Raw genomic sequence first — 25,519 nt, 5'->3', positions numbered from 1 at the left:
ATGATACGACTATATTTTCAACAAGCTCTATACCATTTGCGTGACAACCCAATCATAACTTGGGTTTCTATCTTGGGCACGGCACTTGCTATCTGCATGATTATGGTGCTTGTTATTACTTTTCAGGTTCGTCTTGTTGATTGCGAACCGGAGGTGAATCGTTCGCGTTCACTTTATGTTTCTGCAATGTCTGTTAAGGCAAAGGGGGCAGATGATAGTAATTCGGCAAACAGTTTTATGTCCATCCATACAGGGCAGGAATGCTTCAAATCTCTTACCACCGCCGAAGCAGTGACTCTGATCTCTCTACCCAATAAGGTACGGGTGTCCCTACCTGCAGGGGCAAAGACTACAGCAGATATAAAACAAACAGATGAAGCATTTTGGCACATTTTCCATTTTCGTTTCCTTAATGGGGCAGCGTTTACTAAGGCAGATAGTGATGCAGGACTACCGGTAGTAGTACTTAATGCAAGTATTGCCCGTAAACTTTTTGGTACTACTGATGTGACTGGCAAAACAGTACAACTGAATCATGTAGATTATCGTATTTGTGGTGTTGTGGCAGATGTATCCACTTTGGCTACCTCTGCGTATGCACAAATATGGGTTCCATACAATTCTACTGATATGGCAGATCTTACTTGGCAAGATAATACGATGGGGCAGATGCGTGCTGTTATTCTGGCTCACTCCGCTTCCGATTTTCCTGCTATTCGTGAGGAGACTGAAAAGCTACGCCTAAAGTACAACGACGGACTGGTTAATTTAGACGTTTTTTATCGCGGACAACCAGATGCGTCATTTACTAATCTCTATCGAAAATGGAGTCAAGTTCCCGATATGAGTTCAGTAATCTTGAGTTATGTCATTATTATTTTTATTCTCTTGCTTGTACCTGCTATTAACCTTAGCAGTATGACACTTTCACGTATGCAGAAGCGCATGGTAGAGATTGGCGTACGTAAAGCCTTTGGAGCTACTGGCAGTGAACTAATACGGCAGGTCTTTTTCGAAAATCTGCTGCTTACACTTCTGGCTGGTATTTTAGGACTTGTCCTAAGTTATCTTGCTACCTTCCTGCTGACGGACTTCCTCTTTAGTAACAGCATGAATGCTTACCTCAGTGGCGAAACAGCTCTTACTACTGGTATGCTTCTTTCGCCTTGGGCATTTTTTTCGGCTTTCGGTTTTTGCTTGCTTATGAATATCCTTTCGGCAGGAATACCTGCATGGCGTGCTTCAAAGATGAATATAACTGATGCTATTAACCAAAGATAAATAGAAATGAGATCAATTCTGAAACAGATAAAAAATGAATGGCGTAGTAACCTATTTCTATTTGTAGAGCTACTGCTTGTTTTTGCTGTACTGTGGTATATTGTGGATTTGACGACTGTTACCGCTCGTGTTTACAACGCACCGATGGGCTTCGATACTAACCATTGTTACAATATTAACATAGGTAAGCTCACTCCTAAAGCTGCTGCTTATACCCCTGATATTACCTCTGAGGAAGATATGGAACATTTACTTCAGTTAACTGAACGTCTACGCCATCATCCCGGTGTAGAGGCGGTTGCTCTTTCACAGAATTGCTATCCATACAATGAAGGCAGCAATAGTATGAGTATCGTAGTAGATACCACCATGATGAATGCCCGTCTATATTGGGCAGGTCCTGATTTCTTCCGTGTTTTTCGTTATACAGCAGCTGACGGTACAGGATATGATAAGATGGACGAAGCGATGCGCAATAACCAACTCGTTATCTCATCCAACATCACCGAAGAGTATCCTGAACTGGGAATGAAGGATGCCACTTCATTGCAAGGGAGTGAAGTTACTCTTTGGCATAAAGATAGTGACCAACACTCTCGTGTTGGTGCGGTAGGAACACCAGTGCGCTGGTCACATTTTTACACTACACATGAATGGGGTGGAGCTTATATTGCTGCTGCCCTTACTATGGATAAGTTGAAAGAATTTGGCGATCCCCGCTATGTCAATATCAGCCTGCGTGTCACTCCCGAAGAAGATCACGATTTTAGTACTCGTCTGATGGATGCTGCTGATCGTCTTTATCAGGTGGGTAATCTATACCTGCTTGACATAACTTCTTACAAAGAGCTTCGTCATCAGTGTGAACTGGAAGATATGAACGATTTGAAAACCCGTCTTTGCGTCCTTGGATTCCTATTGATGAACATCTTCTTGGGTGTAATAGGGACATTCTGGTTCCGTACACAGCATCGCCGTAGGGAGGTAGCCCTCCGTATGGCAATGGGTAGTTCACGACAAGCCGTTTTCTCTCGTTTGATGGGAGAGGGACTGATACTCTTAACTTTGGCTACAGTTCCCGCAGCGATTCTTGCCTTGAATGTAGGATTTGCAGAATTGGTGGATGTCACTAAGTTACCTTTTGATACAGGACGTTTTTTACTTGGAATTCTTCTTACTTGGCTGCTAATGGCATTAATGATTATTGGCGGAATCTGGTATCCGGCAAGCAAAGCTATGAAAGTGCAACCAGCTGAAGCATTGCATGATGAATAAATACTATATTTAAGATCTCTTATTATGAAGCAGATTATCGCGCTTATCCGTCAGAATCTTTTTTTCAGTGTTATTTCTATTATTGGAACGGCAGTGAGTATCACCTTTGTGATGGTTATTTATATGGTATATGATATACAGACAGCGAATATTGCTCCTGAGTCTCATCGCGACCGTATGATATATTCCTCCTATGGATATTCTAATCGAAAATCAGATCATAGTCATGCAAATACGGGTATATCCTATCGTGCGATAAATGCTGCTTTTAACAATTTACCGGGTGCAGAGGTAGTAACCTATCTTGGACCTAGCTATACAAGATATTGCGGTGTATCGCCGGAACAGGGAATGCGCCGTACGGTACGACAAGTGGATTTGAACTATTGGCGTGTATATGATATTCCGGTGGTGACAGGACGTTTGTTCAGTGTAGAAGAGTTTGATGCTTGTCGGGATGTTGTTGTCATTGGCGAGCAGTTGGCTCGCGAAGCTTTCGGATCGGCGGAGGCAGCTATCGGCAAGAATTATTTTGTGAACTTTAAGCCTAAACGCATTGTAGGTGTTACCAAAGATGTGAGTTCTCTTTTTATATTTGCCTATGGAGAATTGTGGACACCCTATTCTACACAGAATACCAATCTGGATAACGAAGGGTTATTGGGAAATTTCGAAGCCGTAGCTCTCACTAAACCGGGAGTTAGTAGTGATGAAGTTAAAGAACAAGTGGAACGTTCGCTTGCCCATTTTAATGAAACGTTGACTGACTTTAAAGTGGAGCTTCCTGATCTAAGTACTTATACGGAACGTCAATTCTTTCGTAATGATACGATAACTCCAACCGTGACTTGTATTATATTGGGACTGATATTATTGATTGTACCTGCGATTAATGTCAGCGGACTTATTTCTTCACAAATGTCCCGTCGTATGTCAGAACTTGCCGTACGAAAAGCCTACGGTGCCAGTCGATATACACTGATGATGCAGCTACTTTGTGAAAATCTGGTATTGGCATTTGCCGGTGCATTGCTTGGTTTTGCTTTCTCGTGCCTGTTTTTGTGGTTGGGCAAGGATTGGATGCTTGGTGATGGTGCTCCCGGGGCTAATTTTGACGTCAGTATTTGGTTATTCCTGCGTCCGACAGTATTTATAGCTGTATTGTTGGTATGTTTGTTATTTAATCTGCTATCCGTCTTTATTCCGGCATGGAATGCTACCAATCGTCCCGTTGCCCAGGTAATTGGCGGGGAGTAAGCAAATAGCTGACTGATAACTATTAAAAATAGACGATTATGATACACTCCATTTTGCATCAGATATGGAATCAGCGCCGTAGTAACGGTTGGTTATTTGCTGAATTGCTGATAGTTTTTACGTTGATGTGGTACTGCGTTGATGTTCTGTACGGTTTTGGTCATGCAGAACAGCAGTCTAAAGGGTATGATTTGGAAAATGTTTATAAAGTAAGAATCTCCTGTAATCCTACACAATTAGTGCTATGTAGCTCGAAAGATAGCTTACAGCAATTTTGGTTTAAACCTTTGGAAGAAGTATTTCGCCGTATCAAGCAATACCCAGCGGTGGAAAGTGCTACGATGTGGCTGGGTACTGATGCATATACTCGTGGTTGCGTATTTCAGGCTTATACCACGGATAGCGTACATGTAATTGGGGCTAATATTCGCTATGTATCTCCGGAGTATTTTAATGTTATGCGTATTCCATTAGTGCAAGGTAGTGAAATCTCCTCAGCCGAATGGAATCCGTCTGCCAGCCCTGTGTCTGCTGTGATAACCCAAGATTTGGCAGATAGTTTGTTTCAAACGAGTGACGGAGCAATAAAACGTGAGTTTATGGATTACTATAATAGCGGTTTGCGTTATCGTGTTTCTTCGGTTTGTGCTTTACAGAAAACAGATGATTATGCTCGTTACGAGCCTTTTATTCTTACACCATTTCCCAGTTGGTTTTATGAAACACAAAATATTCCGTTTATTTCAATCCGCATACGTCCCGAAGCAGATACAAACGATTTTGCTGCTAGTTTCTACCGGGACATGACTCCATTGTTGCGGGTGTCTCCATTCTATCTTTTCGATATTCGCAGCTATAAAGAGCAGAAGATAGAGCGTGATGCTGCCGAGGGAGTGACTCCTTATATTCGCAGTGCACGTCTTATCGTAATATTCTTTGTTTTCAATGTCTTTATTGGACTTATGGGTACTTTCTGGTTCCGTACCCGCCATCGCCGTAGCGAAATAGCCTTACGTATGGCTATGGGAAGTAGTCGTAACAAAATACGGGGACAGTTACTGGGTGAGGGACTTTTGCTACTGGTAATCGCAGCTATTCCTGCTATAATAATCTGCATGAATATGGTATTAAGTGACGTAACATTCACGGAAGCTACGGATGCTGGTTTGGGAAGATTTGTAATATGTATCTTGGCAGTTTTCTGCCTGATGGCATTGATGGTAATTATAGGTATTTGGTATCCGGCTTCAAAGGCAATGAAGGTCCAACCTGCAGAAGCGTTGCATGATGAATAAGTTTTTTTGAATATTCTACACTCTTTCTCAATATAACTTGTATATTTGCGAAATCAAATAAAGAACTGTGTACAAAGTTCCAAAAAAGAATATTATGAGGAAACGCCTTTTTATTCCGTTATTTTTGAGCTTGATATGGATTATGCCGGAAATGCTTTCTGCTGCAGAACGCACCTACAATGTACTTTTTATACAATCATATACCAAACACACACCTTGGCACGATCGTCTCACTGCTGGTTTAAAGGGAGGACTCGAGAAAGGGGGAGTGAAAGCAAATGTCGTAATTGAATATTTGAATGCCGATTATTGGTCTTTTTCTTCTGAATGCGTGATAATGCGACGTATTTGTGAACGGGCCCGTCAAAGAAATACGGATCTGATTGTTACTTCCGGTGATGAGGCTTTCTACACTTTAACGCATTGCGGTGATTCCTTACCCTATCAGTTGCCTGTGGTTGTTTCAGGCATTAAGTATCCGGATGATAATATATTTAAAAGAATGCCGAATGTATGTGGTTATACAGCAAAGATTGATTTTGAAACTTTATTGCAGGAGGCCAAACGTGTATACCCTAATCGGACAGAAATAGTTTGTCTTTCGGATAGCAGTCAGCTAAGCCGGAGAGGTGTGAGAGCTATGGAAGAATATTGGACTCAATTTAAAAATAAATATCCGGAATATAAATGGAAAAAACTGAATGTACAAGCACAAGCTCCTAGCTCGGTCATTGCTTCCATTTGTTATGAATATAATGCATACAATCGTATTGTTATCGCTCCTAAGTGGACTCCTTTTCTTTCCTTTATCGGAAAAAATTCCAAAGCTCCTGTTTTTGCATGTCAGAATCTGGCATTAACGAATGGCGTCTTTTGTGCGAATGATGTAGAGCCTTATAATGGAACATACGAAGCTGGCAAACGTGCTGCACAAATTTTGAAAGGTGGATTTCCAGCATCTTTCGGAATAGAGAATATGGCGGGTATTTTGTTGTATGACTACAAGCAATTACAGTTCTTCCATGTTGATATGGGACGTGTAGAGAAGCAAGGTATCGTTTTGAATATACCGATGGTTGAACAATATCGGGTGTGGTTTGTCTTGTTCTATTCGTTGATTGTGGCTGCACTGGTTTTATTGGTTGTGTGGCTTTTCCGTATTAACCGTCGTGAATCCCGCAGACGCATTCACGCTCAGACACGTTTATTGATACAACATAGATTGGTAGAACAACGAGACGAGTTTGATAATATATTCTGTTCTATCCGGGATGGATTGATTACGTATGATATGGATTTACGTATCCACTTTGTCAACCGCCCATTGATGATAATGTTAGGTTTGTCCCCCGAAGTACACTCTGCCCGATATTATGAAGGACAAATGGCAGGATCTATTTTTCATATCTTCATGCGTGGCAAAGATATTTTGCAAGAGTTGTTGAAGGAAGTGCGTACAGAAAAGAAACCTATTTCGATTCCCCAAAATGTCTTTATGCAAGAAAATCATAAAGGAACTTATTTCCCTGTTTCCGGTGAAGTCGTACCTATCTTTGCTAACGATAAAATGACGGGAATGGCTATTGTTTGCCGTAATATTTCGGATGAAGAGATGCAGAAACGCTTCTTTAATATGGCTGTTGAAGAAAGCTCCATCTATCCTTGGCAGTATAATATGCATTTAAGTAGCTTCCATTTCCCGGGAGGGGTGCTAAAGCGTTTCAATCATAAGGGTAAAGCTGATTACTTAGATAGAGATGAAATGGAACGGCTTATACATCCGGATGATTTGTCGCAAACCCGTATACATTTTGACTCTATTATTTTGGGACGTGAATTGAATTCCCGTATGAATTTCCGTTTGCAGAATGCAGATGGAAGTTATGAATGGTGGGAGTTCCGTAGTACGGCTTATGATGGTTTGAAATCGGACGAGCCCTATATGGTATTAGGTGTATGTCAAAGTATTCAACGCTATAAAGATACCGAGGAAGCATTGATTGCAGCACGTGACCAGGCGTTACAAGCCGATAAACTAAAGTCTGCATTCCTGGCTAATATGAGCCATGAAATACGTACTCCGTTGAATTCTATAGTAGGTTTCTCTGATTTGCTGAAAGATATAGATAATTTCACGTCCGAAGAGGTTAAGCAATTTGTAGAGACGATTAATACAAATTGTACCTTACTCTTGGCTCTGATGAGTGATATTCTCGATCTTTCCCGTATTGAGTCCGGAACGATGGACTTCCAGTTTGCATCCTATAACTTGACTTTTGTTATGCAGCAGATATATGATTCTCAGCGTCTGAGCATGCCCGAAGGATTAGCATTACGTACGGTATTTCCTGAAGGTGAAGGTAAATTTATACCTACAGACTCTGTTCGCTTGAAGCAAGTGGTAAATAACCTGATAAATAATGCCAAGAAATTTACGGTACAAGGTAGCATTACTTTTGGGTATTTGACGGATGAACCGGGTTATACCACTATTTATGTCGAAGATACCGGTAGCGGTATTTCCCAAGAAGCTCAGAAACATATTTTTGAACGCTTCTTTAAGGCTGATAATTTTACGCAAGGTGCCGGGTTAGGATTGAGTATCTGCCGGACAATTGTCGATCGACTGCAAGGACACATTTCCGTTACTTCGGAATTAGGGAAAGGAACGAGATTTGAAGTGAGACTTCCTGATGTGAATGATGAATATAAAAAAATAGATGAATAGATTTTAAAAGAAAGGCAGGATCAATTTCCTGCCTTTCTTTATTAAATACGTTTACATCCGTTGGATTGTAGAAATTCATCTAGCATTATTTCGTAATTACCATGTAGTAGGATATGGTGATTTCCTAAAGGATTCTTCAAGAAATATTCGGCGGGAGTATTCATTTTAATTCGTACTTGGGTACGGCACATATTGATGTAGTTTGTATTTTCGGTCAATGTACCCGTACTCAAATAGTATTCGTCTAAACATTCACCGCCACATTTTACAATGGTTACATCACCTGTAGGTAGTATTCCTTGAATACCGATGCCGCTTTCTGTTTCAAAGTGATTGCGGATAATGAACTTTTCGGCTTGTTTGATGCCGACCGTGCAATGTGCTAGTACGATTTCATTGGTGCGTGCATTAATCATGGAAGGGTTAGCCATGAAAGTAGACTTTCCAGTCAATACTTTGGTGATAAGCATGGTGAAGATAGATTGCAGATCACCTTCACATCCGGCAATGATTCCTTCATCGTTTAGTAAGGCGAGAGCCAGACAACCGGTGGTACCTGTCTGCTCTATCATTCGGAAGCAACTCAGGGTGATGGCACTTAATTTCTCTTCTTCCACTACTTTTTTTATAGCACGGTAGAGGCGCATAGCCTTAATCATATCTTCGGGAGAGGCCTCACGGCAGGCGAGTGCATTTCCGGCAAGCTCGGCACATGCTTCACCTACTTCATCATCTGTTATTTGCCCATAATACTCATAGATACGTTCCAAAGGAATATCCGTATATTCAACTCCCCAACGACGTTTGGCGAGCAGGTAATCCACATTGCTGGCGATGAGCCAACTGGATGGCGAACCAATCACACCGATACGCATTCCAAATAGATTGCGTTGCGCCTTGAAATTACTGTGCAGAACGAAGATACGTTTGATTATTTCAGACAATTCTCCGTGAAGGATTTCACTTTTCATACCTCGTCCCCGAAGCCATGAAGAAATTTCGAGAGCGGCAGCAAGCGAGTTTTGCATACCGTCTGCTAATAGGATTGCAGGGCGGGGAAGTGATTCGAAATGTTGAATAACTAATCGCTCTACACCTCCGGTTGCAATAAAAAGAATGCTGAAGTCGTTGGGCGATAGTTTGTTAATGTCTTTATAATCGATGAAGTTCACTGTGAAGTATTTCTCCAATTCAGTCAATATCACTTCATGTGAACTTCGAACGGTTGTTTGCTTGTGTAGGATAGAAGCAAAGGTTATGAGGTTGATGACCATATTTATTCGACGGTTTTAACGTTTTACGATTTAACAAATGTAGTTGCTTATTGTTTGATATTTCAAAGGTACAAGATTCTTCTTAAAAAACATAGTGTTTTTAATATAGATAAGGATTTTAAAGTTTTTATGTCTTAGCTATCTTTCGGTATCAAATAAATGTGTACTTTTGCAACTCAATAATAAAATGATAGTAATATCAATCGTAAATCGTAAATAGTTAAATCGTAAATAAATCTCATGCCAACAATATCTATTCGCGGAGTGGAGATGCCTGCGTCTCCCATCAGAAAGCTGGCTCCTCTGGCAGATGCTGCCAAGCAAAGAGGTGTGCATGTATTCCACCTGAACATCGGTCAGCCTGACCTGCCGACACCGCAAGTCGCGATTGATGCGATACGTAATATCGATCGTAAGGTTTTGGAATACAGTCCTAGTGCCGGCTATCGCAGTTATCGCGAGAAGTTGGTGGGGTATTATCAGAAATATAATATCAACTTGACCGCTGATGATATCATTATCACATCGGGCGGTTCTGAGGCTGTATTGTTTTCCTTCTTGGCATGTCTTAATCCGGGTGATGAGATTATCGTTCCGGAACCGGCTTACGCCAACTACATGGCATTTGCAATTTCTGCGGGAGCTAAGATACGTACGATTGCTACTACTATTGAAGAAGGATTCTCTTTGCCGAAAGTAGAAAAGTTCGAGGAGCTGATCAACGAACGCACACGCGCCATATTGATTTGTAATCCTAACAACCCGACCGGTTACTTATATACCCGTCGTGAAATGAACCAGATACGCGACCTCGTGAAGAAGTATGATCTTTTCCTCTTCTCCGATGAAGTATATCGTGAGTTTATTTATACCGGTTCTCCTTACATTTCAGCTTGCCACTTGGAGGGCATTGAGAATAATGTAGTATTGATTGATTCCGTGTCCAAGCGATATTCGGAATGCGGTATTCGTATCGGTGCTCTGATTACTAAGAACAAAGAGATACGTGATGCTGTTATGAAGTTTTGTCAAGCCCGTTTGAGTCCTCCGTTGATTGGTCAGATTGCTGCCGAAGCATCGTTGGATGCAGGTGAGGATTACTTGCGTGATACATACGACGAATATGTAGAGCGCCGCAAATGCTTGATTGACGGTTTGAACCGTATTCCCGGCGTATATTCACCTATCCCGATGGGAGCTTTCTATACGGTAGCAAAACTTCCGGTAGATGATTCGGATAAGTTCTGTGCATGGTGTTTATCCGATTTCGAATACGAAGGACAAACCGTATTTATGGCTCCGGCATCAGGCTTCTATACCACTCCCGGATCCGGTCGTAACGAAGTCCGCATAGCTTACGTTCTGAAAAAGGATGATTTGAACCGTGCTCTGTTTGTGCTTCAAAAAGCATTGGAAGCATATCCGGGGCGCACAGAAGGTTAATCACTGATTATGAATCTATCCCGCTTCATAGCTCTTCGTATTTATCGCAATTCGGAACCCGGAAAGCAAGTATCTCGTCCTGCCGTTCTCATAGCCATGATAGGCATTGCTATAGGACTGGCGGTGATGATTATTGCGGTTTCGGTTATTGTAGGGTTCAAGAGTGAAATAAGGGATAAGATTGTAGGCTTTGGTGCGCATATCCAGATTAGCAATATGGATGCCGCTCGTTCATACGAGACGCCCCCTATTGTTGTAGGTGATAGCATGATTGCTGCGCTCTCCGATTATCCGGAGATAAAGCATGTCCAGCGTTATTCTACAAAACCTGGCATGATAAAAACGATCAATGCTTTTCAGGGGATGGTGTTGAAGGGCATTGGTCCTGAATATGACAGAGCTTTTTTCCGTCGTCATTTACTGGAGGGGGAGTTTCCGCAGTTCAGTGATTCGGCATCTTCCAACCAGGTAGTTATTTCTAAATCGCTTGCCGACAAGATGAGATTGAAGCTGGGTGATAAGATAGACACATACTATATACAAGATGATGTGCGCGCCCGCCGTTTGAAAATTGTAGGCATCTATCAAACTAATTTCTCAGAATATGATAATCTTTTCTTGCTGACTGACCTTTGTCTGGTGAACCGGCTGAATAAATGGGAGCCTGATCAGGTGAGCGGTGTAGAACTGGAATTGCGTGATTACGATAAACTGGAAGAAACTACTTATGCCATTGCTGCCGATACAAATGAACGTTCTGACCGTTTTGGAGCAGAGTACTGTGTACGAAATGTGGAACAACTCAATCCTCAGATCTTTGCCTGGTTGGGCATCTTGGATGTGAATATCTGGGTTATACTTATTCTGATGATAGGGGTTGCAGGCTTTACAATGGTTTCGGGACTGCTTATTATCATTATCGAGCGTACATCTATGATCGGCATACTGAAGTCTTTGGGAGCCAATAACTATACTATCCGGAAAGTTTTCCTTTGGTTCTCCGTGTTCCTGATTGGTAAGGGAATGCTTTGGGGAAATATAATAGGTTTGGGTTTTTACTTCGTTCAGCATTGGTTCGGACTATTCAAACTCGATCCCGAAACTTACTACATGGCTACCGTTCCGGTTTCCTTTAATCTTTGGTTATTCCTGCTGCTGAATGTCGGTACGCTGCTTGCTTCGGTTCTCATGTTGTTAGGACCGTCCTACCTCATTACACGCATACACCCGGCTACTTCCATCCGTTACGAATAAGAAGAGAATATCGTTTCTCCTAGCAGACACGATCGTTTCCCCAGCAGGGAACGCCCGTTTCTCCGGCAGGGAACAATCATTTCCACGGTAGGAAACGAATGAGTCCCCCTGAGGAAACGCCCGTGATTGCCTGCGGACACGACTGTGTCCATAGGTCGAAATAAACGATGTGCTACTTATTTTCTCAGGAATCCGCTTCTTTTTCTAAACACGCAATATAGCTTCCACCGCAAAGACTGCACCGGTTGCAATAAATCGAATACGGGTAGAGTGAAGTAATATCTGCGTTTCTCTTCCAAATCTTTAGCAGTCTTATTGATAATGATGGCTTGCATTATAAAACGGAGCAAGAAGATAAAGAATGCAATCCCTGCCGCTAACCAGTGGAAGTTGAGAATACCAATCACAAGCATAGCGATCCATGCGCCATAGAATGCTAAACGTGTGGACGTTTCCAAGCCGGCTAGCCAGCGTTGAACTCCCTGATATAATCTGGCGGTAGATGCATAACCTATTTTCTCCTCTCTCCAATCTTTGGCGCGAAAAACAGGCTGCATACGCACAATGGCATTCGCATCCGTTTCTACCCGGGTATTTTCAGGAGTAGCTACTTGATTGATAAATAAATCATCATCCCCCCTTTGCAGATTAAGATGTGCGGAGAATCCTTTTTGCTCGTAGAAAAGTTCCTTACGATAGGCAAGATTACGACCAATTCCCATAAACGGACTGCCTGCAAGAGCAAATCCCAAATAACGCATTGAGTTGAAAAGATTGTCGAAACATACCCGTTTGTGTAGCCAACCCTTGCCACGCTCATAACCGCTGTATCCCAAAACAATCTGGGTACGTGAGGTGAAATTGCGTGCCAACAATCGTAACCATTGATTGCTTTGTGGTAGGCATTTAGCGTCGGTAAATACCAGCCAGTCATATTTGCTGGCTTTTACCCCGAGAGTAACGGCAAGTTTCTTCCGGCTGATATAACGGGATGAATCAGGTACAAAGCTATGATACAGATGCGGATATTTATCTTCCAGCAATGTCAGGTAGTCTTCGCTTTCGTCCGTATTACCATCATTAATAACGATTACTTCGAACTGTGGATAGTCCTGTTCCAATACAGCATTCAGGTTGCGGCGTAAGTTTTCCGATTCTTCGCGTGCACAGATAATGACTGATATTGGAGGTAATTCCTGGCTGAAATGTGTGTCACCACGCTTCACTACACGGTTGCGTGCATGAATACGGTTATAGAGACATAAATAATAAATAACTTGGATAATAAAAAGAATACCCGTTGTTACGAGTAGTATTTTTTCAGTGCTGTCTAATGTTAATGCTTCCATGTGTCGTAGGACGTTTTATGCGTTGCAAAGGTATAAAAATTCAGCACAGATTATGCAAAAAAAAGAAGTTAATATCGTGTAAACACGTTATTCGCATCGTGTTTGCACGATATTAATTTCTTGTGGTACATGATACTAATATCTTGTTTTGCTGAATATTAATATCATGTATAGGGACAAATTGACTAATACTTGTCCAATTCCGGTACAACTTTAAACTTTGTGTCCGCGAAATGTTTGGCTAGATAATCTTGGATATATTTCATCGTATCATCCTGAATCGTTTTATCTTCTACGGTGGGGTAGAGATTATACAACACAGTGTCGAGTTTTATATTCCTGCTCTTGATGGCCTCAAAGCTCAGCAGCGTATGGTTGATGCTGCCCAGTTTGCCCGACGTGACAAAGATCAGTGGGTATCGCTTTTCGGCAATGTAGTCAATCGTAAGGTATTCTTCAGTAAGAGGTACCATCAATCCACCTGCACCCTCTACAAGAACTACCTCATAACGACGTGCAAGCTCTTGCGTGGCACGTTCAATCTTATCGAAATCAATAGGGCGATTGTCTATGAGCGATGCCAGATGGGGAGAGCAGGGATAAGAAAATATCTCAGGCATGGTGAGACCTTCACGATCTTCGGGCAGATACCCCGTACCCATTATCCGACGATGTAAGTCTATATCTTCCGAATGTCCTGTGTTGCCCGTCTGAATAAACTTCTGGGTGATGACACGTTTACCGCATTTAGCCAGTTCGTTGGCATACCATGCGGTGCAATAACTTTTTCCGGCATCGGTATCGATACCACTGATGAAATAAATTTCCGGTTCCATTATTCTGTATATTTTGTTTAAATAGATTTCTTTTTGGCTATCATGTAGATAGGATGGTAAGTCAATGAAACTTTGCCTTCGTTATCGCTGAACAAGCGGATGTATTCATCACAAAAAGACTGTAAACGTCCGCGGGTCCATACCTTTTTCTCTGTTCCGGTTACACCGGTTTGCTTCAGATGCTTCAATACATGCTGCGGAGTGTCAAAGGGTAGGGCGACAATTTCCTCTTCGGCATGGAGAATGTCGAAATAGGGAGTTAGTAAAGATTGCAGCTCTTCAAGTGGGAGATAGTTGAGTCCGTGTCCAGTCAGTCGACTAATCTGATGCATATTCTCCGCACCAAAAGTACTGAATGCCAGTACACCGTCTGTCGCTAGCGCACTATGGCAGCGGACAAAGAATTCAGCCGGATCATTGAACCATTGCAAAGTGGAGCAGGAAGTAATCAAGTCGGTCTTTTCAGGAAAATCCAGGCACTCGGCATCTTCAGGGAGAAAGCGGACACCGGGCGATTGGCATAACACGTGTACGCACTCTTCCATCTCTTTGCAAAGATCGTTGAGCAATAACGCTTCGGGGCGCAGCTCGTGTAATAGAAGGCGGGAATAACTTCCCGTGCCACATCCGAACTCCACGATATGATTGAAGCCGGAGCCTGCTTTTTGTGTAAGTAGATACATCATCTTTTCCGCTACCTGCTGTTGTACACGGGCTTCACGGGAATAAGTATCTCTTGCTTTGGCAAAACGTTCGGCAATCAGTTGTTTATCCATAGTTCTTGTAAATAGCGTCGGAATATTTCTTCTTGATAATGTGCTTCTTCTGTTTGCTCTACCGGAGTTCCCAGGGCTTCCCAAGCTTGCAATTGGTTTGCAGGAGGAATGATTCGGTCGTTACTGCCCACTATGGCTTTCCCCCAATGAAAAGTAGCGGGTAGCAGGGTATGATACATCTTCTCTATCTCCGCCAATTCATCGTGCAACTCTTCTAACGGGCGTCGTGGAGTGATTTCCAGAAAGGCTTTGAAAGCAGCCCCATCCTTGCACATTCTGCGGAGGAATTTATGGAGAGAAGCGCCTGTAAGTCCATCCAACGTGCCACGAAATACGGCGGGAGGAATGCCGAGATGCTCGTCAATAGGGTAGGGCGTACCATTTATGGCGATACTCGATGTCAGGGGGAAAGAGAGTTGGGGCACTACTTGCGAGGCTGCCCATACTCCCATAGACCACCCTATGACATTTACTTCCTTGTATTCGTTCAAACCGGAGGAATCAAAATCCAATGTACGGTAATCGTAGCATACCATGAAATCGCTATTAGCGGGGCGGTATCTCTTGAATGGAGTTTCGTCAGCTCCCCAACCTGCAAAGAATAACAGTAGGCGGGGATGATGCTCGTGTATGATATAAGTTTGTTTCATATTAAATCTCGTTAATCAATTCTCTTATCTCTTCTTCCTTAACTTCAGCTGTCAGTGAAAACCGTATGCGTGAAGTTCCTTCGGGAACCGTAGGCGGACGAACCGGTAAAGCATAGAATCCGTGTCGTTGCAACTCTTCGGCACGCAATACAGTATCTGCACTAAGCCCGATAACCATCGGTACGATGTGGCTCACACTGGGGCAAGCGTATCCTTTAGCTTGCAATGCTTCACGCAACAGGCGGCTGATGTGGCTCAAATGTTCCCTGCGCTTCTGCATAGCGGGTAGCTTCTTTACGATGAATAATGTCCACGCAATATTAACCGGAGGTAATGCGGTGGTAAAGATGAGCGTCCGCATCCGGTTTACAAGATACTCGCGTATCGTCTTTTGGCAAACAATGTATGCACCGGTAGATGCTGCCGCTTTACCAAAAGTACCCACTAAGAAGTCGATTTCTTTTATACATCCGGTTTCTTCGGCACAACCTAATCCCTTTTTGCCACGTACACCGAACGCATGTGCTTCGTCTACATAAAGCAAAACGTTATTATAGCATTGTTTGATTCGTACCAACTCTTTTAGATCGGCTTCATCGCCATCCATACTGAATATACTTTCAGTAACGATAATGATCTGCCTGTAATCCGTATGATGTTCTTTGAGCAGACGTTCCACTTGCGATAAATCATTGTGACGGTAACGAATGCAACGTGCTGTCGAAAGACGGATGCCATCAATGATGCTTGCGTGCACCAGCTTGTCCGCCAATATCAAAGTCTGCGTATCGCATACGGCAGGCAGAATCCCGGTATTGGCATGATAACCGCTATTGAATACCAATGCTGCTTCCGTACCGAACAAGTTTACTAATTCTGCTTCCAATTCTTCGTAGACACTAAAGTTACCGGTCAACAAACGGGAAGAAGAAGATGTCGGCATAAAGGAATCAGGATTTAAAGTACCGAGGAATTCTTCTCTTAACTCCCTGTCGGCAGCCAGTCCCAGGTAATCATTGGACGAGAGATTTAACATCCGTAGTCCGTTAACCTCGACTTCCCGCCCATCATGTACTATGTTTGGCAGGCGGCGCAGATTACTATGCTCTTTCAATTCTTGCAGCTCGTGCTGCATCTGTTCTATTACTTTCATTGCATTAGGTTTGTAGGATGACAAAAAGATTAGAATCCCATTTCTCTTATAATCTTTATTGCTCCTCTTGTCAACTTCGTCAACTGTTCCGGTTCAATGATAAATGGCGGCATGATGTAGACTAGTTTTCCGAATGGACGCAACCAAATGCCTTCTTCCACAAACCGACGCTGCATCCATGCCATATCTACATTTTCCAGCAATTCTATAACGCCTATGGCACCTAATACACGCACTTCTTTTACCATTGGCAAATCTCGTGCGGGGGCGAGTTCCTTTTCCAGTTGTGCTTCGATCTTGATTACCTTTCCTTTCCAGTCATATTCGGGGGATGTCAATAATTTCACAGACGCACAGGCTACGGCGCATGCCAGCGGATTTCCCATAAATGTGGGACCGTGCATAAATACGCCGGGTGTATGATTGGAAATCGTATCTGCCACTTCATTGGTAGCTAGTACGGCAGATAACGTCATATAACCACCGGTCAAAGCTTTGCCTATACACATGATGTCCGGTTCTACTCCGGCATGCTCCCAAGCAAATAGTTTGCCGGTTCGTCCGAAGCCTGTTGCTATTTCATCGAATATCAGCAATATATTATGCTCTTTGCATATTCTTGCCGCTTCGCGCAGGTATTGCGGATGATAAAACCACATGCCTCCTGCTCCTTGCACAACGGGTTCAAGGATAAGTGCGGCGAGTTCTTCGTGATGTTCTTCTACAATATCCAGTAATTTCATAGCATCTTCAGCATCCCATTCTTCACCAAAACGAGAATGCGGTCTAGGAGCGAAATACCTTATCGGAAGTGCGGAACCGAATAGAGAATGCATACCCGTCACTGGATCACAAACAGACATCGCATTCCACGTGTCTCCATGATAACCTTTACGTATGGTCACAAAGTTGCTTTTCTTTTCCAGATGTGCCTGTCCAGGTGATGAATGGCTTTTCGCATGCCAATATTGAACAGCCATCTTCATAGCAACTTCCACTGCCACCGAACCTGAATCCGCATAGAATATCTTCTGCATGGATGGCGGTACAAGCGGCAATAATAACTTCCCTAATTCTATAGCCGGGTCGTGTGTCAACCCTCCGAACATCACATGCGACATTTTTCGAAGTTGCTCTTCTGCTGCATTGTTTAATACAGGATTGTTATATCCATGTACGGCACACCACCAAGAAGACATACCCTCGACTAAAGTTTGCCCACTTTCCAATGTGATTGTGGCTCCTTCCGCTTGTTTTACTTTATATACAGGTAGCGGATCAGTAGTCGATGTATAAGGATGCCACAAGTGTTCACGGTCAAATTGTGAATCGGCAAATTTGTAGCCTGCATCTTCAATCAATTCCTTATCTTCCGATACTTTCGAACCGAGAGTGGTCAATAAATCTCCAACAATTGCAGAGTTAATACCGATATGTAATGACTTTTTTACAGCCTCTTTACTTAGTTGCGAACGACCTCCCGCAAAGCGGAGGAAGGCAGTCGGATTAATGAAACGGAACAGGGCGATAGTGGTTAAAATTTCCTCTTCGGTCAGAGGAGTTTGTTGTTCCAATGGTGTACCGGGGATAGGACTTAACAGATTGATAGGAATAGATTGTACCTCTAAACCTTTCAGTGTAAATGCAAACTCGATGCGTTGCTCCATGCTTTCGCCCATGCCGATGATTCCACCGCTACAGATGTCCATACCTACATTGCGTGCAGCTTGCAGCGTGCGCAGTTTTTCTTCTTGCGTATGTGTACTGCAAAGGGTAGGGAAGTAGGAGGGGGCAGTTTCCAGATTACAGTGGTAACGCGTAATGCCTGAGTTATGCAGTGCGCGCATCTCTTCTTCGTTAAGCAATCCTAAAGAAGCACACAGCTGTATCGAAGAGTGTTTCCGCATATAGCGGGCAGTTTCGCATAAGCTTTCCATGTTCTTGCCCGAAGGCTTCCGCCCGCTGGTTACCAGCGAAAATCGTGCAACTCCTTGTTCTTCATTGTATTTGGCATGTCTCAGGCATTCTTCCTTATTAACCAGATCGTAAACATCCGCTTTTGTCTTATAGTGTGACGACTGTGCGCACCATTTGCAATTTTCCGGGCATCGACCCGATTTTGCATTGATAATGGAGCACATGTCGAATTCTTCCGAAGCCAATGCTTGGGTTATTTCATGGGCTGCTTCATACAGAGCCTCTTTATCGGATTGAGTTGCCAGCCATTCTGCTTCTTCCTTACGAATGAAGTAACCATGTAATACCTTCTTTTTTAATTCCGTTATTGTCATATCTTCTACGATTAAGTGCGTTGATGAAAAAAGAAGCACGAATTATCAGTATACAGCGACATTATTAATGAATTTGCTGTTTTCTGATAATTCGTGCTTATATAATTTCTCTGTTTTAGTATATGCGTTTCTTCTCCGTCCGCATGTACACACGGGCGAATGATTGGTGATCCGAGAAGTGCTTGAAGTATTATTTCCGGTCCTGCCATTCCGCAAGTAAGTGCCGTACTACTTCCTATCGGGATACCGATATCTGTTTCTTTTCCCTCGGTTACGCCTTCCCAAGCGCTATCTTTGCCACAAGAAGTGTGACCGGCAGAGCCTGTAGCTTTTTGCTTTGAAAGAGAACTGTCTGCTACGCTTTTGGGCAGGTTGCCGATGGTGACACAATGCCCTATGCTGGCAAATGCAGCGTATGCCTTTCTGCTCCAACGACGGAAGCGTATAGTATGTCTGACGGGCGTTGTAATCTTCATTATTTCCTGCTTGGTACAGTTCTGTTTTTCGTATAATGAGTGCAAATGTAGAAAAAATATTAAGAAAAGAAGAAGGCTGCACAAATTTTCATTGTGCAGCCTTCAGTTTGATATGCTAACTTTAAGTCTGTTATTTGATAGGTTTATAATTCAGATACCAGTCGATATTAGTCTTTCCTTCTGATTCTACCCATTTGGTGAAATCAGGATACTCCTGATCTATGCTATGCTTTTCGGTTGCCGGCTTAAAGCTTACTTCAATTTCAGAAGCCGATCTTTCCGGTATCATAATAGCAAATGGATATTTACCGTTTTTGTTAATGTAATATGCATCATCCTCGGCACCAGTCTGAGTTGGATCAGCTTTGCTGGTAGGTTGATTTTTAGGTAAATGTACTTCTGTACGATTGACTTCTCCGGCAGTGTATTGAGAGATGATAAAAGGATTTAGAGATTTGATATCTGTTTTCAGTTTATCCTTTGTTAGTTCCTCTTTACCAAATGTGCGTGATACCGTGAATTCCAGATCTTTTGCCAAATTTGCATTCGGGAACAGAATAACCGAAGATGTTTCTTTTAACTCATCGATTGCTCCTGCTGGCAATTCCATTGTACCCCGTTGATCGCTGGCAAATTGTACGGCAAACGCATTTTTAAATGTAGCGGCATCATCTTTTTGTGTAGGTACAAAGGTATCTACTACTTTTGTAACGTAGTTCTTGTTGGTTACAGTGACTTGACGTTTATGTTCAATAATCACATCATTCAAGTCATAATCACCACCTGTAGGCCATGTGTCTTCAAAAGCATAAGTACGATAAGTTGTTTCTGTGGTTGTAATCACAGGTTCGTCGGGTTTAATCACTGGACGTTCCGGGTCTTGAATTGCTTCGTTCGGGTTACAATCAATGGAAAACAGAATATCTTCGTAACTTGTATCAGCACCATCTTCAACACCAAAGATCACTGCACCTTTTTCGGTAGAAAGAGAAATGAAACGCGCTTGCTCACCTTCATATAATTTATTCCATTCTTTATTCGAATAGATGAAAGATTTGGAAGTCTCAATTGTACCTTTGTTATTCCGACTACCAGGCTTAAATGCATCAGAAATGATGAAATATCCTATAGTATAACCTGCTGGAAATTTCGCTGTTACATTCCCTTTTTCATCTTCATACAATAACTCTATCTTTGTATTTTTTTTAATAGGTGCATTTTGGTAGCTATTACCGTTATACGGGTCGTCATATGCAATTGATGCATTAGGAACTATAACGTATTTTTTTACTTTACTTGGATCTGTGGGCACATTATCTGTTTTATAATAATAATAGCCGATTGTTGATTGATATCCGGCACGTTCTGTTATGAAAGTTAAGGACAATTCAGCATCAGTTACAATTACTTTCTCATTTTTGTCGTTCATATAAGCTTCGGCAATGGAGATATTAACGTGTTTGGTGTCTTTTACGTTTTCTCTATTATCCAAATTATATGGCTTAGCTGAAGCTCCTTGCCACAATGTGCTTTGCAAATCTTTTATATCTCTTTCACTTATAGTTCCATCACCAGTAATCTTATTGATATCGTTTATTTTCCCATATCGGCCCCAGTCAACAATAGTATACAACTGCTTTTCCTTATTTACTGGGTCGATTTCAAAATTGCTTTTTGCACGTGTTATAGTCATTGCACGTGTTTCTGTTTCATTTTCTACAGTAGTATCAATAGCTACCTTTCCATTTTCCACGTTTGCTTCTACACACATGGGTGCTCCCCAACTTGGAGAATAGATATATACTTTATCCGTTGCAGCAGCGAGTTCTACTTTACCTTTAAAGCAACCTTTTGCATCTGCAAAGATTTTGTATTTGGCTTCGCCATTAATAGAGTATGTACCATCTTCGTTGTAGCTAATAGGATTCTTTGTGTATATCTCCAACAAAGAACCAGCAGCAAATTCTCCATAGTTTACGTCGAAATCGACGTTTGTAGTCGTAGTGAAATTAAAATATTCACCTTCCGGTTTTAATTCCGGTTTACCGGCATTAGGATTGTACACGTCTTTGTCGGCACATCCTGTCAATGCTCCGCAAGCAATCATTAAACTGAAAGCTGCAGCACTGGCTTTTGTTAAAAATCTGGTTTTCATGTTTATCACTTTTACAATTGAATGCTAAGAAGTTGTTTTTTCTATCTATATTACTAAATCAGCGTTTATGGCTATCTTTTTGTATTATAAGACTCTCTTTGATACATGTTTTTATGCTGCAAATTTACAAATAATATAAATGATATACAAGTAATAGTTTATAATAATACACTTGTTGGTATGGATAAGTTGTATATGTTGTCCAAACGACTTAATTCGATTTAAACTAGTGAAGTATATGCATAAAAAAAGGCTATCTTCCCAGACAGCCAATCTTTTGTTAACCTTAAATCTAATACTATGAAAAACACAGTACAAAGGTACTGATTATGTTGTAATCACCAAATTTTCAGGTGAAATCAGGGCAACTTATAACACGGTTTAATAGATGTGATGGATTTGTTAACTATTTGCGTTTGTAAGGTTAAAAATTAACATACTGTTTGGCTTTTATGTGGATAGGTAATGAGAAAAATAGAAATAGTGGAAAATAATCGTGAATAAGGATTTTATGAAGATATATGGTAATAGTTGGGAAAATACACACATAATTGGTAAATACCAATTAAAATTCAATGTATGCTTTCGGGTTATATAAAAAACTATGGTCAATAAAACAATCAATTCATGTGAATGTTTTATTTCTGAATAATATAGAATTAACAATTTGATTATCATGAAGATTTTAATAATAGTTACCAGTGCTGGGATTTTTGTCAATAGAAAACTTGCAACCGGATTATGGCTTAGTGAGTTTACTCATATCTATCATAGTGCAAAAGAAAACGGTTATGATATTACATTAGCCAACCCGAAAGGTGGTTATACTCCTGTTGATCCCGAAAGTTTAAAACCATTTCTTTTGGATGAAGTCTCCAAAAAGTATTGGGAAAATCCCGATTTCAAAGAAATGCTGGATCATGCAAATAGGTTGGATGATGTATTGGAACAACAATTTGATTGTGTTTATTTAGCTGGTGGGCACGGTGCAATGTATGACTTTCCTGATAATGCAGCTTTGCAAGCGATCATAAAAAAGCAGTATGAAAGTGGCAGGATGATGTCAGCCATTTGCCATGGTGTAAGCGGACTGTTGAATGTCAAACTATCCAATGGTGAATATATGATTAAAGGTAAAAGTCTGACAGGATTCAGTTGGTTTGAGGAGAGCCTTGCTAAAAGAAAGGAAGATGTGCCTTTCGATCTTGAAGCTTTGTTGAAAGAACGAGGAGTCGATTATAAAAAAGCATTGATACCTATGACTTCAAAAGTAGTTGTTGACAATAATTTGATTACAGGACAGAACCCATTCAGTTCTAAAGAAATGGCAAAGGTCATTATGCAGCAATTAAAGCTAAAGCAATGATAGCTTCCTGCAACTCAATCCTTGAATTATGTACATAAAAAAAGGCTATCTATCCCAGACAGCCAATCTTTTGTTAACCTTAAATCTAATACTATGAAAAACACAGTACAAAGGTACTGATTAAATGATAATCTCCAAATTTTTATGTGAAATCAGGGTGATTTATAACACGGTTTAATAGATGTGAGAGGGTTATTAACTAATTGTATTTGTAAAGTTAAAAAATAATAGCTGGTAAGTATTCGGTCTCTATGATGGATTTTGAGTAAGTAACCTATGTGCATAAAAAAAGGCTATCTATCCCAGACAGCCAATCTTTTGTTAACCTTAAATCTAATACTATGAAAAACACAATGCAAAGGTACAGATTTTATGCTAATCTCCAAATTTATCAAAGCATCTGGGCTAACTTATAACATGGTTTAAAAGATATAATAAGGTTATTAACGTTTTATTGGTTGAATGTTAAAATAAGCTCTAGGTAAGTTGTTATTAAAGAATCTCCTTTCCACGCTTGGAAAGGAGATTCGCAAACAAACAAAAATACATCGGATGGAAATTCACATCTACATATGATGTTGATTACCCGCAGAAAGTACAAAGGAGTTAAAAATGATAATTCCTTGGGGTTGCGGGATTTCTTTATCAGAAGAATAAAAGTGCTTCTATCTAGGTCTTTGTTTTTTACCTTAATTACGAACGCAACGAACAGCGAATGCTAAAGTTTCATCGACAGAGTATTCGCCTATTCCTCCGTTTTGTAAACATCTGGTATATGTTGTAGTTAGATAATATCCTATATGGTCAAAATATGGTTCGTGTGGATAACCGGTATGATATCTCATAAAACTTGTAAAGGGCAGATTAAGCACTCCCCCATATATTGTTCGGTCTGTCTTCTGTACGACACCCGTTTGAAGTAATGCATTGCAATCTTGTACTGTTGGTGTCCTCCATGTATTTGTAGGTGATACCAATCTGCAAGGATCTCTTGAATCCGACCAAGTAGTAATAAGCTCCGAGTTGCTTGGATATGGGTTGTTATATGTAAAGTAGTCACTAGCATAATTCCCTTTTGAGCACGACATTGTATTGGGATAAAAATCATATGCTCCCGAACTTACAGCAGCACGATATAAATTACCGTTTGCCCAAATATTACCTCCCACAATATACCCTTTGGTGGTAGTAAAAGAAACACTGCTACAGTATGTGCCATTTGCTGTGAAAGTAATTCCTGTTAAGGTAGTGCTTTTATCGTTGAATGCTTTTCCTCCAATAGTCAGATTTAGTTTAACCGTTAAATTTTTCCCGCTTTGAGGCAGTAGATACACATAATTGCTGTGTACTGTCATGGCATTGGGACTATTCCATACCAGAGCTATTGTTTCTGCTGTAGAATTTGCGGTAAACGCATTGCTCGTAAATGAATACGTTGCACTATTGGCAGGCAGGGTAAGTGTTGCTGCACATGCCGTGATATTTGCCATCCTTTCGCTTTGTGCCGCTGCACTGACCCTATAGCGTACACAATTGTGTGTGAATTCAATGTTACTTAATGTATATATGCTACCTGTATTATCAATAACGATATTAGGTTTTACGCATGTCATAAAGTTAATTCCATTTGTCGCAGTTATACTTGTTGCGTTATTGCTGAAAGCCGGTAGCGCAGTCGAGTCCCCATTTGAGTAACATACGAAAGTGTATGTCCCTATAGGTAGTGTCAGGCTTTTCACTGTTTGTACGGTTCCGTCAGTTAGTAGCTTATAGTCTCCATATCCTTTGTAGTTCGATGTTGTGATGGTTGCCGCACTTTCACATGCGTATGCCACTACCCGGAAGACTGTATTGTCATCCATATTCGTCCAACGTGTAGTTACTTTATCGGTAAAAGTTCTGGCTGTATCCGGTAGTAAGTCAACTTCCATATCCAACCCGTCTTCACCTTTCTGTTGTATGCTGATTGCTTCGCCGCTTCGTGTGTAACTGTTCTCTTCCGTGCCCCATCCGTTCAGTTGAGGAGCCTCTACTTCAATAAGTATACCATTCTCATAAATGGTAGCATCTTCATTCCCATCCGTATTACATCCTGCTACCAAGATGGCGAATGCTAAATATACTATGCTGTTTATTATCTGATTCATCTTTGTTTATGGTAAAGTTATACTTCCCGAACCGTTTTGAGTTTCATCAGTCCACGCGTTTGCAGATATACTTGTAGCCGGGGTAAGAGTCTTGTCTCCAGTCAATGCCACCTCTTCTGTTGTATATCCTGCATTGCTCACGGCCTTGATATTCACCATATATTTACAGTTCCTTTTCAGTGGTATATAACCGTCGGAATTGACAAAATCCACCCGGTAGTAATTCGTGCTTCCCGCATAGGTTCCTCCAACTACCAGACAGATGTTATTGTCCCTCTTAGTACCCTGTGCCGCTTCTGCCACATAAATCGTACGGATTAATGATTTACCGTCCGAGCAGGTATAAGTCAATGCCTCGTTTGTACCCGCATTGGGAGGTATGGATACGGATGTCACTACATTGCCTGTGATAATCCCTCCGTTTACCGGAGCTGCATAACCTTTGTTTTTCGTTCGGTATATGCTTACACTCTTCAGAGTGAAGTTTGCGAGTCCGCTTGCTGTTTCCCCGCT

Annotated in this window: 18 protein-coding genes and 1 pseudogene; 8 read left to right on the top strand and 11 right to left on the bottom strand. The window is 41.5% G+C overall.

Annotated elements, in window-relative coordinates; all coding sequences use genetic code 11:
* The 5 genes from Q1W14_RS03500 to Q1W14_RS03480 all read left to right on the top strand — a co-directional run bounded on the left by Q1W14_RS03500 (position 1) and on the right by Q1W14_RS03480 (position 7,836).
* Positions 1 to 1,281: an ABC transporter permease gene (locus Q1W14_RS03500; protein ID WP_300699338.1), complete on the top strand. Its 1,281-nt coding sequence runs from the start codon at positions 1 to 3 to the stop codon at positions 1,279 to 1,281.
* Positions 1,282 to 1,287: 6 nt separating this feature from the next.
* Positions 1,288 to 2,556: an ABC transporter permease gene (locus Q1W14_RS03495; protein WP_300699336.1), complete on the top strand. Its 1,269-nt coding sequence runs from the start codon at positions 1,288 to 1,290 to the stop codon at positions 2,554 to 2,556.
* A gap of 24 nt (positions 2,557 to 2,580) precedes the next feature.
* Positions 2,581 to 3,813: an ABC transporter permease gene (locus Q1W14_RS03490; protein WP_300699334.1), complete on the top strand. Its 1,233-nt coding sequence runs from the start codon at positions 2,581 to 2,583 to the stop codon at positions 3,811 to 3,813.
* Between the two features lie 38 nt (positions 3,814 to 3,851).
* Positions 3,852 to 5,108 (top strand): FtsX-like permease family protein, encoded by a 1,257-nt coding sequence (locus tag Q1W14_RS03485; protein WP_300699332.1) that lies wholly within the window; start codon positions 3,852 to 3,854, stop codon positions 5,106 to 5,108.
* 94 nt (positions 5,109 to 5,202) lie between these two features.
* Positions 5,203 to 7,836 (top strand): ABC transporter substrate binding protein, encoded by a 2,634-nt coding sequence (locus Q1W14_RS03480; protein ID WP_300699330.1) that lies wholly within the window; start codon positions 5,203 to 5,205, stop codon positions 7,834 to 7,836.
* A gap of 41 nt (positions 7,837 to 7,877) precedes the next feature.
* Here the strand turns inward: Q1W14_RS03480 and Q1W14_RS03475 are convergent, their stop codons facing one another.
* Entirely contained in the window at positions 7,878 to 9,110 is a 1,233-nt protein-coding gene (locus Q1W14_RS03475; RefSeq protein ID WP_300699328.1) for a fucose isomerase, read from the bottom strand.
* A 240-nt stretch (positions 9,111 to 9,350) separates the two neighbouring features.
* Between Q1W14_RS03475 and Q1W14_RS03470 the strand changes: the two genes are divergently transcribed.
* Together Q1W14_RS03470 and Q1W14_RS03465 are read left to right on the top strand one after the other, a co-directional pair.
* A complete protein-coding gene (locus Q1W14_RS03470; RefSeq protein WP_300699326.1) occupies positions 9,351 to 10,553 on the top strand; it encodes a pyridoxal phosphate-dependent aminotransferase in 1,203 nt (400 codons plus the stop codon).
* A gap of 9 nt (positions 10,554 to 10,562) precedes the next feature.
* Positions 10,563 to 11,807, top strand: a complete 1,245-nt coding sequence (locus Q1W14_RS03465; RefSeq protein ID WP_300699324.1) for an ABC transporter permease — start codon at positions 10,563 to 10,565, stop codon at positions 11,805 to 11,807.
* Positions 11,808 to 11,983: 176 nt separating this feature from the next.
* Here the strand turns inward: Q1W14_RS03465 and Q1W14_RS03460 are convergent, their stop codons facing one another.
* From Q1W14_RS03460 to Q1W14_RS03425, 8 genes are all read right to left on the bottom strand, one after another.
* The gene (locus tag Q1W14_RS03460) at positions 11,984 to 13,156 is read right to left on the bottom strand and encodes a glycosyltransferase (RefSeq protein WP_300699322.1); all 1,173 of its coding nucleotides are present in this window, start codon (positions 13,154 to 13,156) and stop codon (positions 11,984 to 11,986) included.
* Positions 13,157 to 13,341: 185 nt separating this feature from the next.
* The gene (gene bioD / locus Q1W14_RS03455) at positions 13,342 to 13,992 is read right to left on the bottom strand and encodes a dethiobiotin synthase (RefSeq protein ID WP_300699320.1); all 651 of its coding nucleotides are present in this window, start codon (positions 13,990 to 13,992) and stop codon (positions 13,342 to 13,344) included.
* Between the two features lie 17 nt (positions 13,993 to 14,009).
* Positions 14,010 to 14,768, bottom strand: coding sequence for a malonyl-ACP O-methyltransferase BioC (gene bioC, locus Q1W14_RS03450; protein ID WP_300699318.1), 759 nt, complete (start codon positions 14,766 to 14,768; stop codon positions 14,010 to 14,012).
* A complete protein-coding gene (locus tag Q1W14_RS03445; protein WP_300699316.1) occupies positions 14,753 to 15,418 on the bottom strand; it encodes a pimeloyl-ACP methyl esterase BioG family protein in 666 nt (221 codons plus the stop codon). Before Q1W14_RS03445 ends, bioC begins: the two co-directional genes overlap by 16 nt.
* A 1-nt stretch (position 15,419) precedes the next feature.
* Positions 15,420 to 16,571, bottom strand: coding sequence for an 8-amino-7-oxononanoate synthase (locus Q1W14_RS03440; RefSeq protein WP_300699314.1), 1,152 nt, complete (start codon positions 16,569 to 16,571; stop codon positions 15,420 to 15,422).
* A gap of 29 nt (positions 16,572 to 16,600) precedes the next feature.
* Positions 16,601 to 18,862 (bottom strand): adenosylmethionine--8-amino-7-oxononanoate transaminase, encoded by a 2,262-nt coding sequence (bioA, locus tag Q1W14_RS03435; protein ID WP_300699312.1) that lies wholly within the window; start codon positions 18,860 to 18,862, stop codon positions 16,601 to 16,603.
* Positions 18,863 to 18,873: 11 nt separating this feature from the next.
* Positions 18,874 to 19,338, bottom strand: coding sequence for a hypothetical protein (locus Q1W14_RS03430; RefSeq protein ID WP_300699310.1), 465 nt, complete (start codon positions 19,336 to 19,338; stop codon positions 18,874 to 18,876).
* Positions 19,339 to 19,468: 130 nt separating this feature from the next.
* On the bottom strand, positions 19,469 to 21,493 hold the full coding sequence (locus Q1W14_RS03425) for an LruC domain-containing protein (RefSeq protein ID WP_300699308.1): 2,025 nt from the start codon (positions 21,491 to 21,493) through the stop codon (positions 19,469 to 19,471).
* A gap of 676 nt (positions 21,494 to 22,169) precedes the next feature.
* Here Q1W14_RS03425 and Q1W14_RS03420 point away from each other — a divergent pair.
* Positions 22,170 to 22,859: a type 1 glutamine amidotransferase domain-containing protein gene (locus Q1W14_RS03420; protein ID WP_300699306.1), complete on the top strand. Its 690-nt coding sequence runs from the start codon at positions 22,170 to 22,172 to the stop codon at positions 22,857 to 22,859.
* A gap of 689 nt (positions 22,860 to 23,548) precedes the next feature.
* Here the strand turns inward: Q1W14_RS03420 and Q1W14_RS03415 are convergent.
* Positions 23,549 to 25,006, bottom strand: coding sequence for a hypothetical protein (locus tag Q1W14_RS03415; protein WP_300699304.1), 1,458 nt, complete (start codon positions 25,004 to 25,006; stop codon positions 23,549 to 23,551).
* Positions 25,007 to 25,012: 6 nt separating this feature from the next.
* A pseudogene (locus Q1W14_RS03410) lies at positions 25,013 to 25,519 on the bottom strand (hypothetical protein); the annotation flags it as partial.

This window comes from Bacteroides sp., from assembly GCF_030151085.1.
In the GTDB taxonomy this organism is placed as follows: domain Bacteria; phylum Bacteroidota; class Bacteroidia; order Bacteroidales; family Bacteroidaceae; genus Bacteroides.
This window is presented reverse-complemented; position numbering and strand designations above follow the sequence as displayed.

Excerpts from the sequence above, each read along its gene's own strand:
- Q1W14_RS03475 (WP_300699328.1), bottom strand. The coding sequence starts at position 9,110 with ATGGTCATCAACCTCATAACCTTTGCTTCTATCCTACACAAGCAAACA.
- bioA (WP_300699312.1), bottom strand. The coding sequence starts at position 18,862 with ATGACAATAACGGAATTAAAAAAGAAGGTATTACATGGTTACTTCATT.
- Q1W14_RS03440 (WP_300699314.1), bottom strand. The coding sequence starts at position 16,571 with ATGAAAGTAATAGAACAGATGCAGCACGAGCTGCAAGAATTGAAAGAG.
- Q1W14_RS03415 (WP_300699304.1), bottom strand. The coding sequence starts at position 25,006 with ATGAATCAGATAATAAACAGCATAGTATATTTAGCATTCGCCATCTTG.
- Q1W14_RS03465 (WP_300699324.1), top strand. The coding sequence starts at position 10,563 with ATGAATCTATCCCGCTTCATAGCTCTTCGTATTTATCGCAATTCGGAA.
- Q1W14_RS03470 (WP_300699326.1), top strand. The coding sequence starts at position 9,351 with ATGCCAACAATATCTATTCGCGGAGTGGAGATGCCTGCGTCTCCCATC.
- Q1W14_RS03485 (WP_300699332.1), top strand. The coding sequence starts at position 3,852 with ATGATACACTCCATTTTGCATCAGATATGGAATCAGCGCCGTAGTAAC.
- Q1W14_RS03420 (WP_300699306.1), top strand. The coding sequence starts at position 22,170 with ATGAAGATTTTAATAATAGTTACCAGTGCTGGGATTTTTGTCAATAGA.
- Q1W14_RS03495 (WP_300699336.1), top strand. The coding sequence starts at position 1,288 with ATGAGATCAATTCTGAAACAGATAAAAAATGAATGGCGTAGTAACCTA.
- bioC (WP_300699318.1), bottom strand. The coding sequence starts at position 14,768 with ATGGATAAACAACTGATTGCCGAACGTTTTGCCAAAGCAAGAGATACT.
- Q1W14_RS03490 (WP_300699334.1), top strand. The coding sequence starts at position 2,581 with ATGAAGCAGATTATCGCGCTTATCCGTCAGAATCTTTTTTTCAGTGTT.
- bioD (WP_300699320.1), bottom strand. The coding sequence starts at position 13,992 with ATGGAACCGGAAATTTATTTCATCAGTGGTATCGATACCGATGCCGGA.
- Q1W14_RS03460 (WP_300699322.1), bottom strand. The coding sequence starts at position 13,156 with ATGGAAGCATTAACATTAGACAGCACTGAAAAAATACTACTCGTAACA.
- Q1W14_RS03500 (WP_300699338.1), top strand. The coding sequence starts at position 1 with ATGATACGACTATATTTTCAACAAGCTCTATACCATTTGCGTGACAAC.
- Q1W14_RS03445 (WP_300699316.1), bottom strand. The coding sequence starts at position 15,418 with ATGAAACAAACTTATATCATACACGAGCATCATCCCCGCCTACTGTTA.
- Q1W14_RS03430 (WP_300699310.1), bottom strand. The coding sequence starts at position 19,338 with ATGAAGATTACAACGCCCGTCAGACATACTATACGCTTCCGTCGTTGG.
- Q1W14_RS03480 (WP_300699330.1), top strand. The coding sequence starts at position 5,203 with ATGAGGAAACGCCTTTTTATTCCGTTATTTTTGAGCTTGATATGGATT.
- Q1W14_RS03425 (WP_300699308.1), bottom strand. The coding sequence starts at position 21,493 with ATGAAAACCAGATTTTTAACAAAAGCCAGTGCTGCAGCTTTCAGTTTA.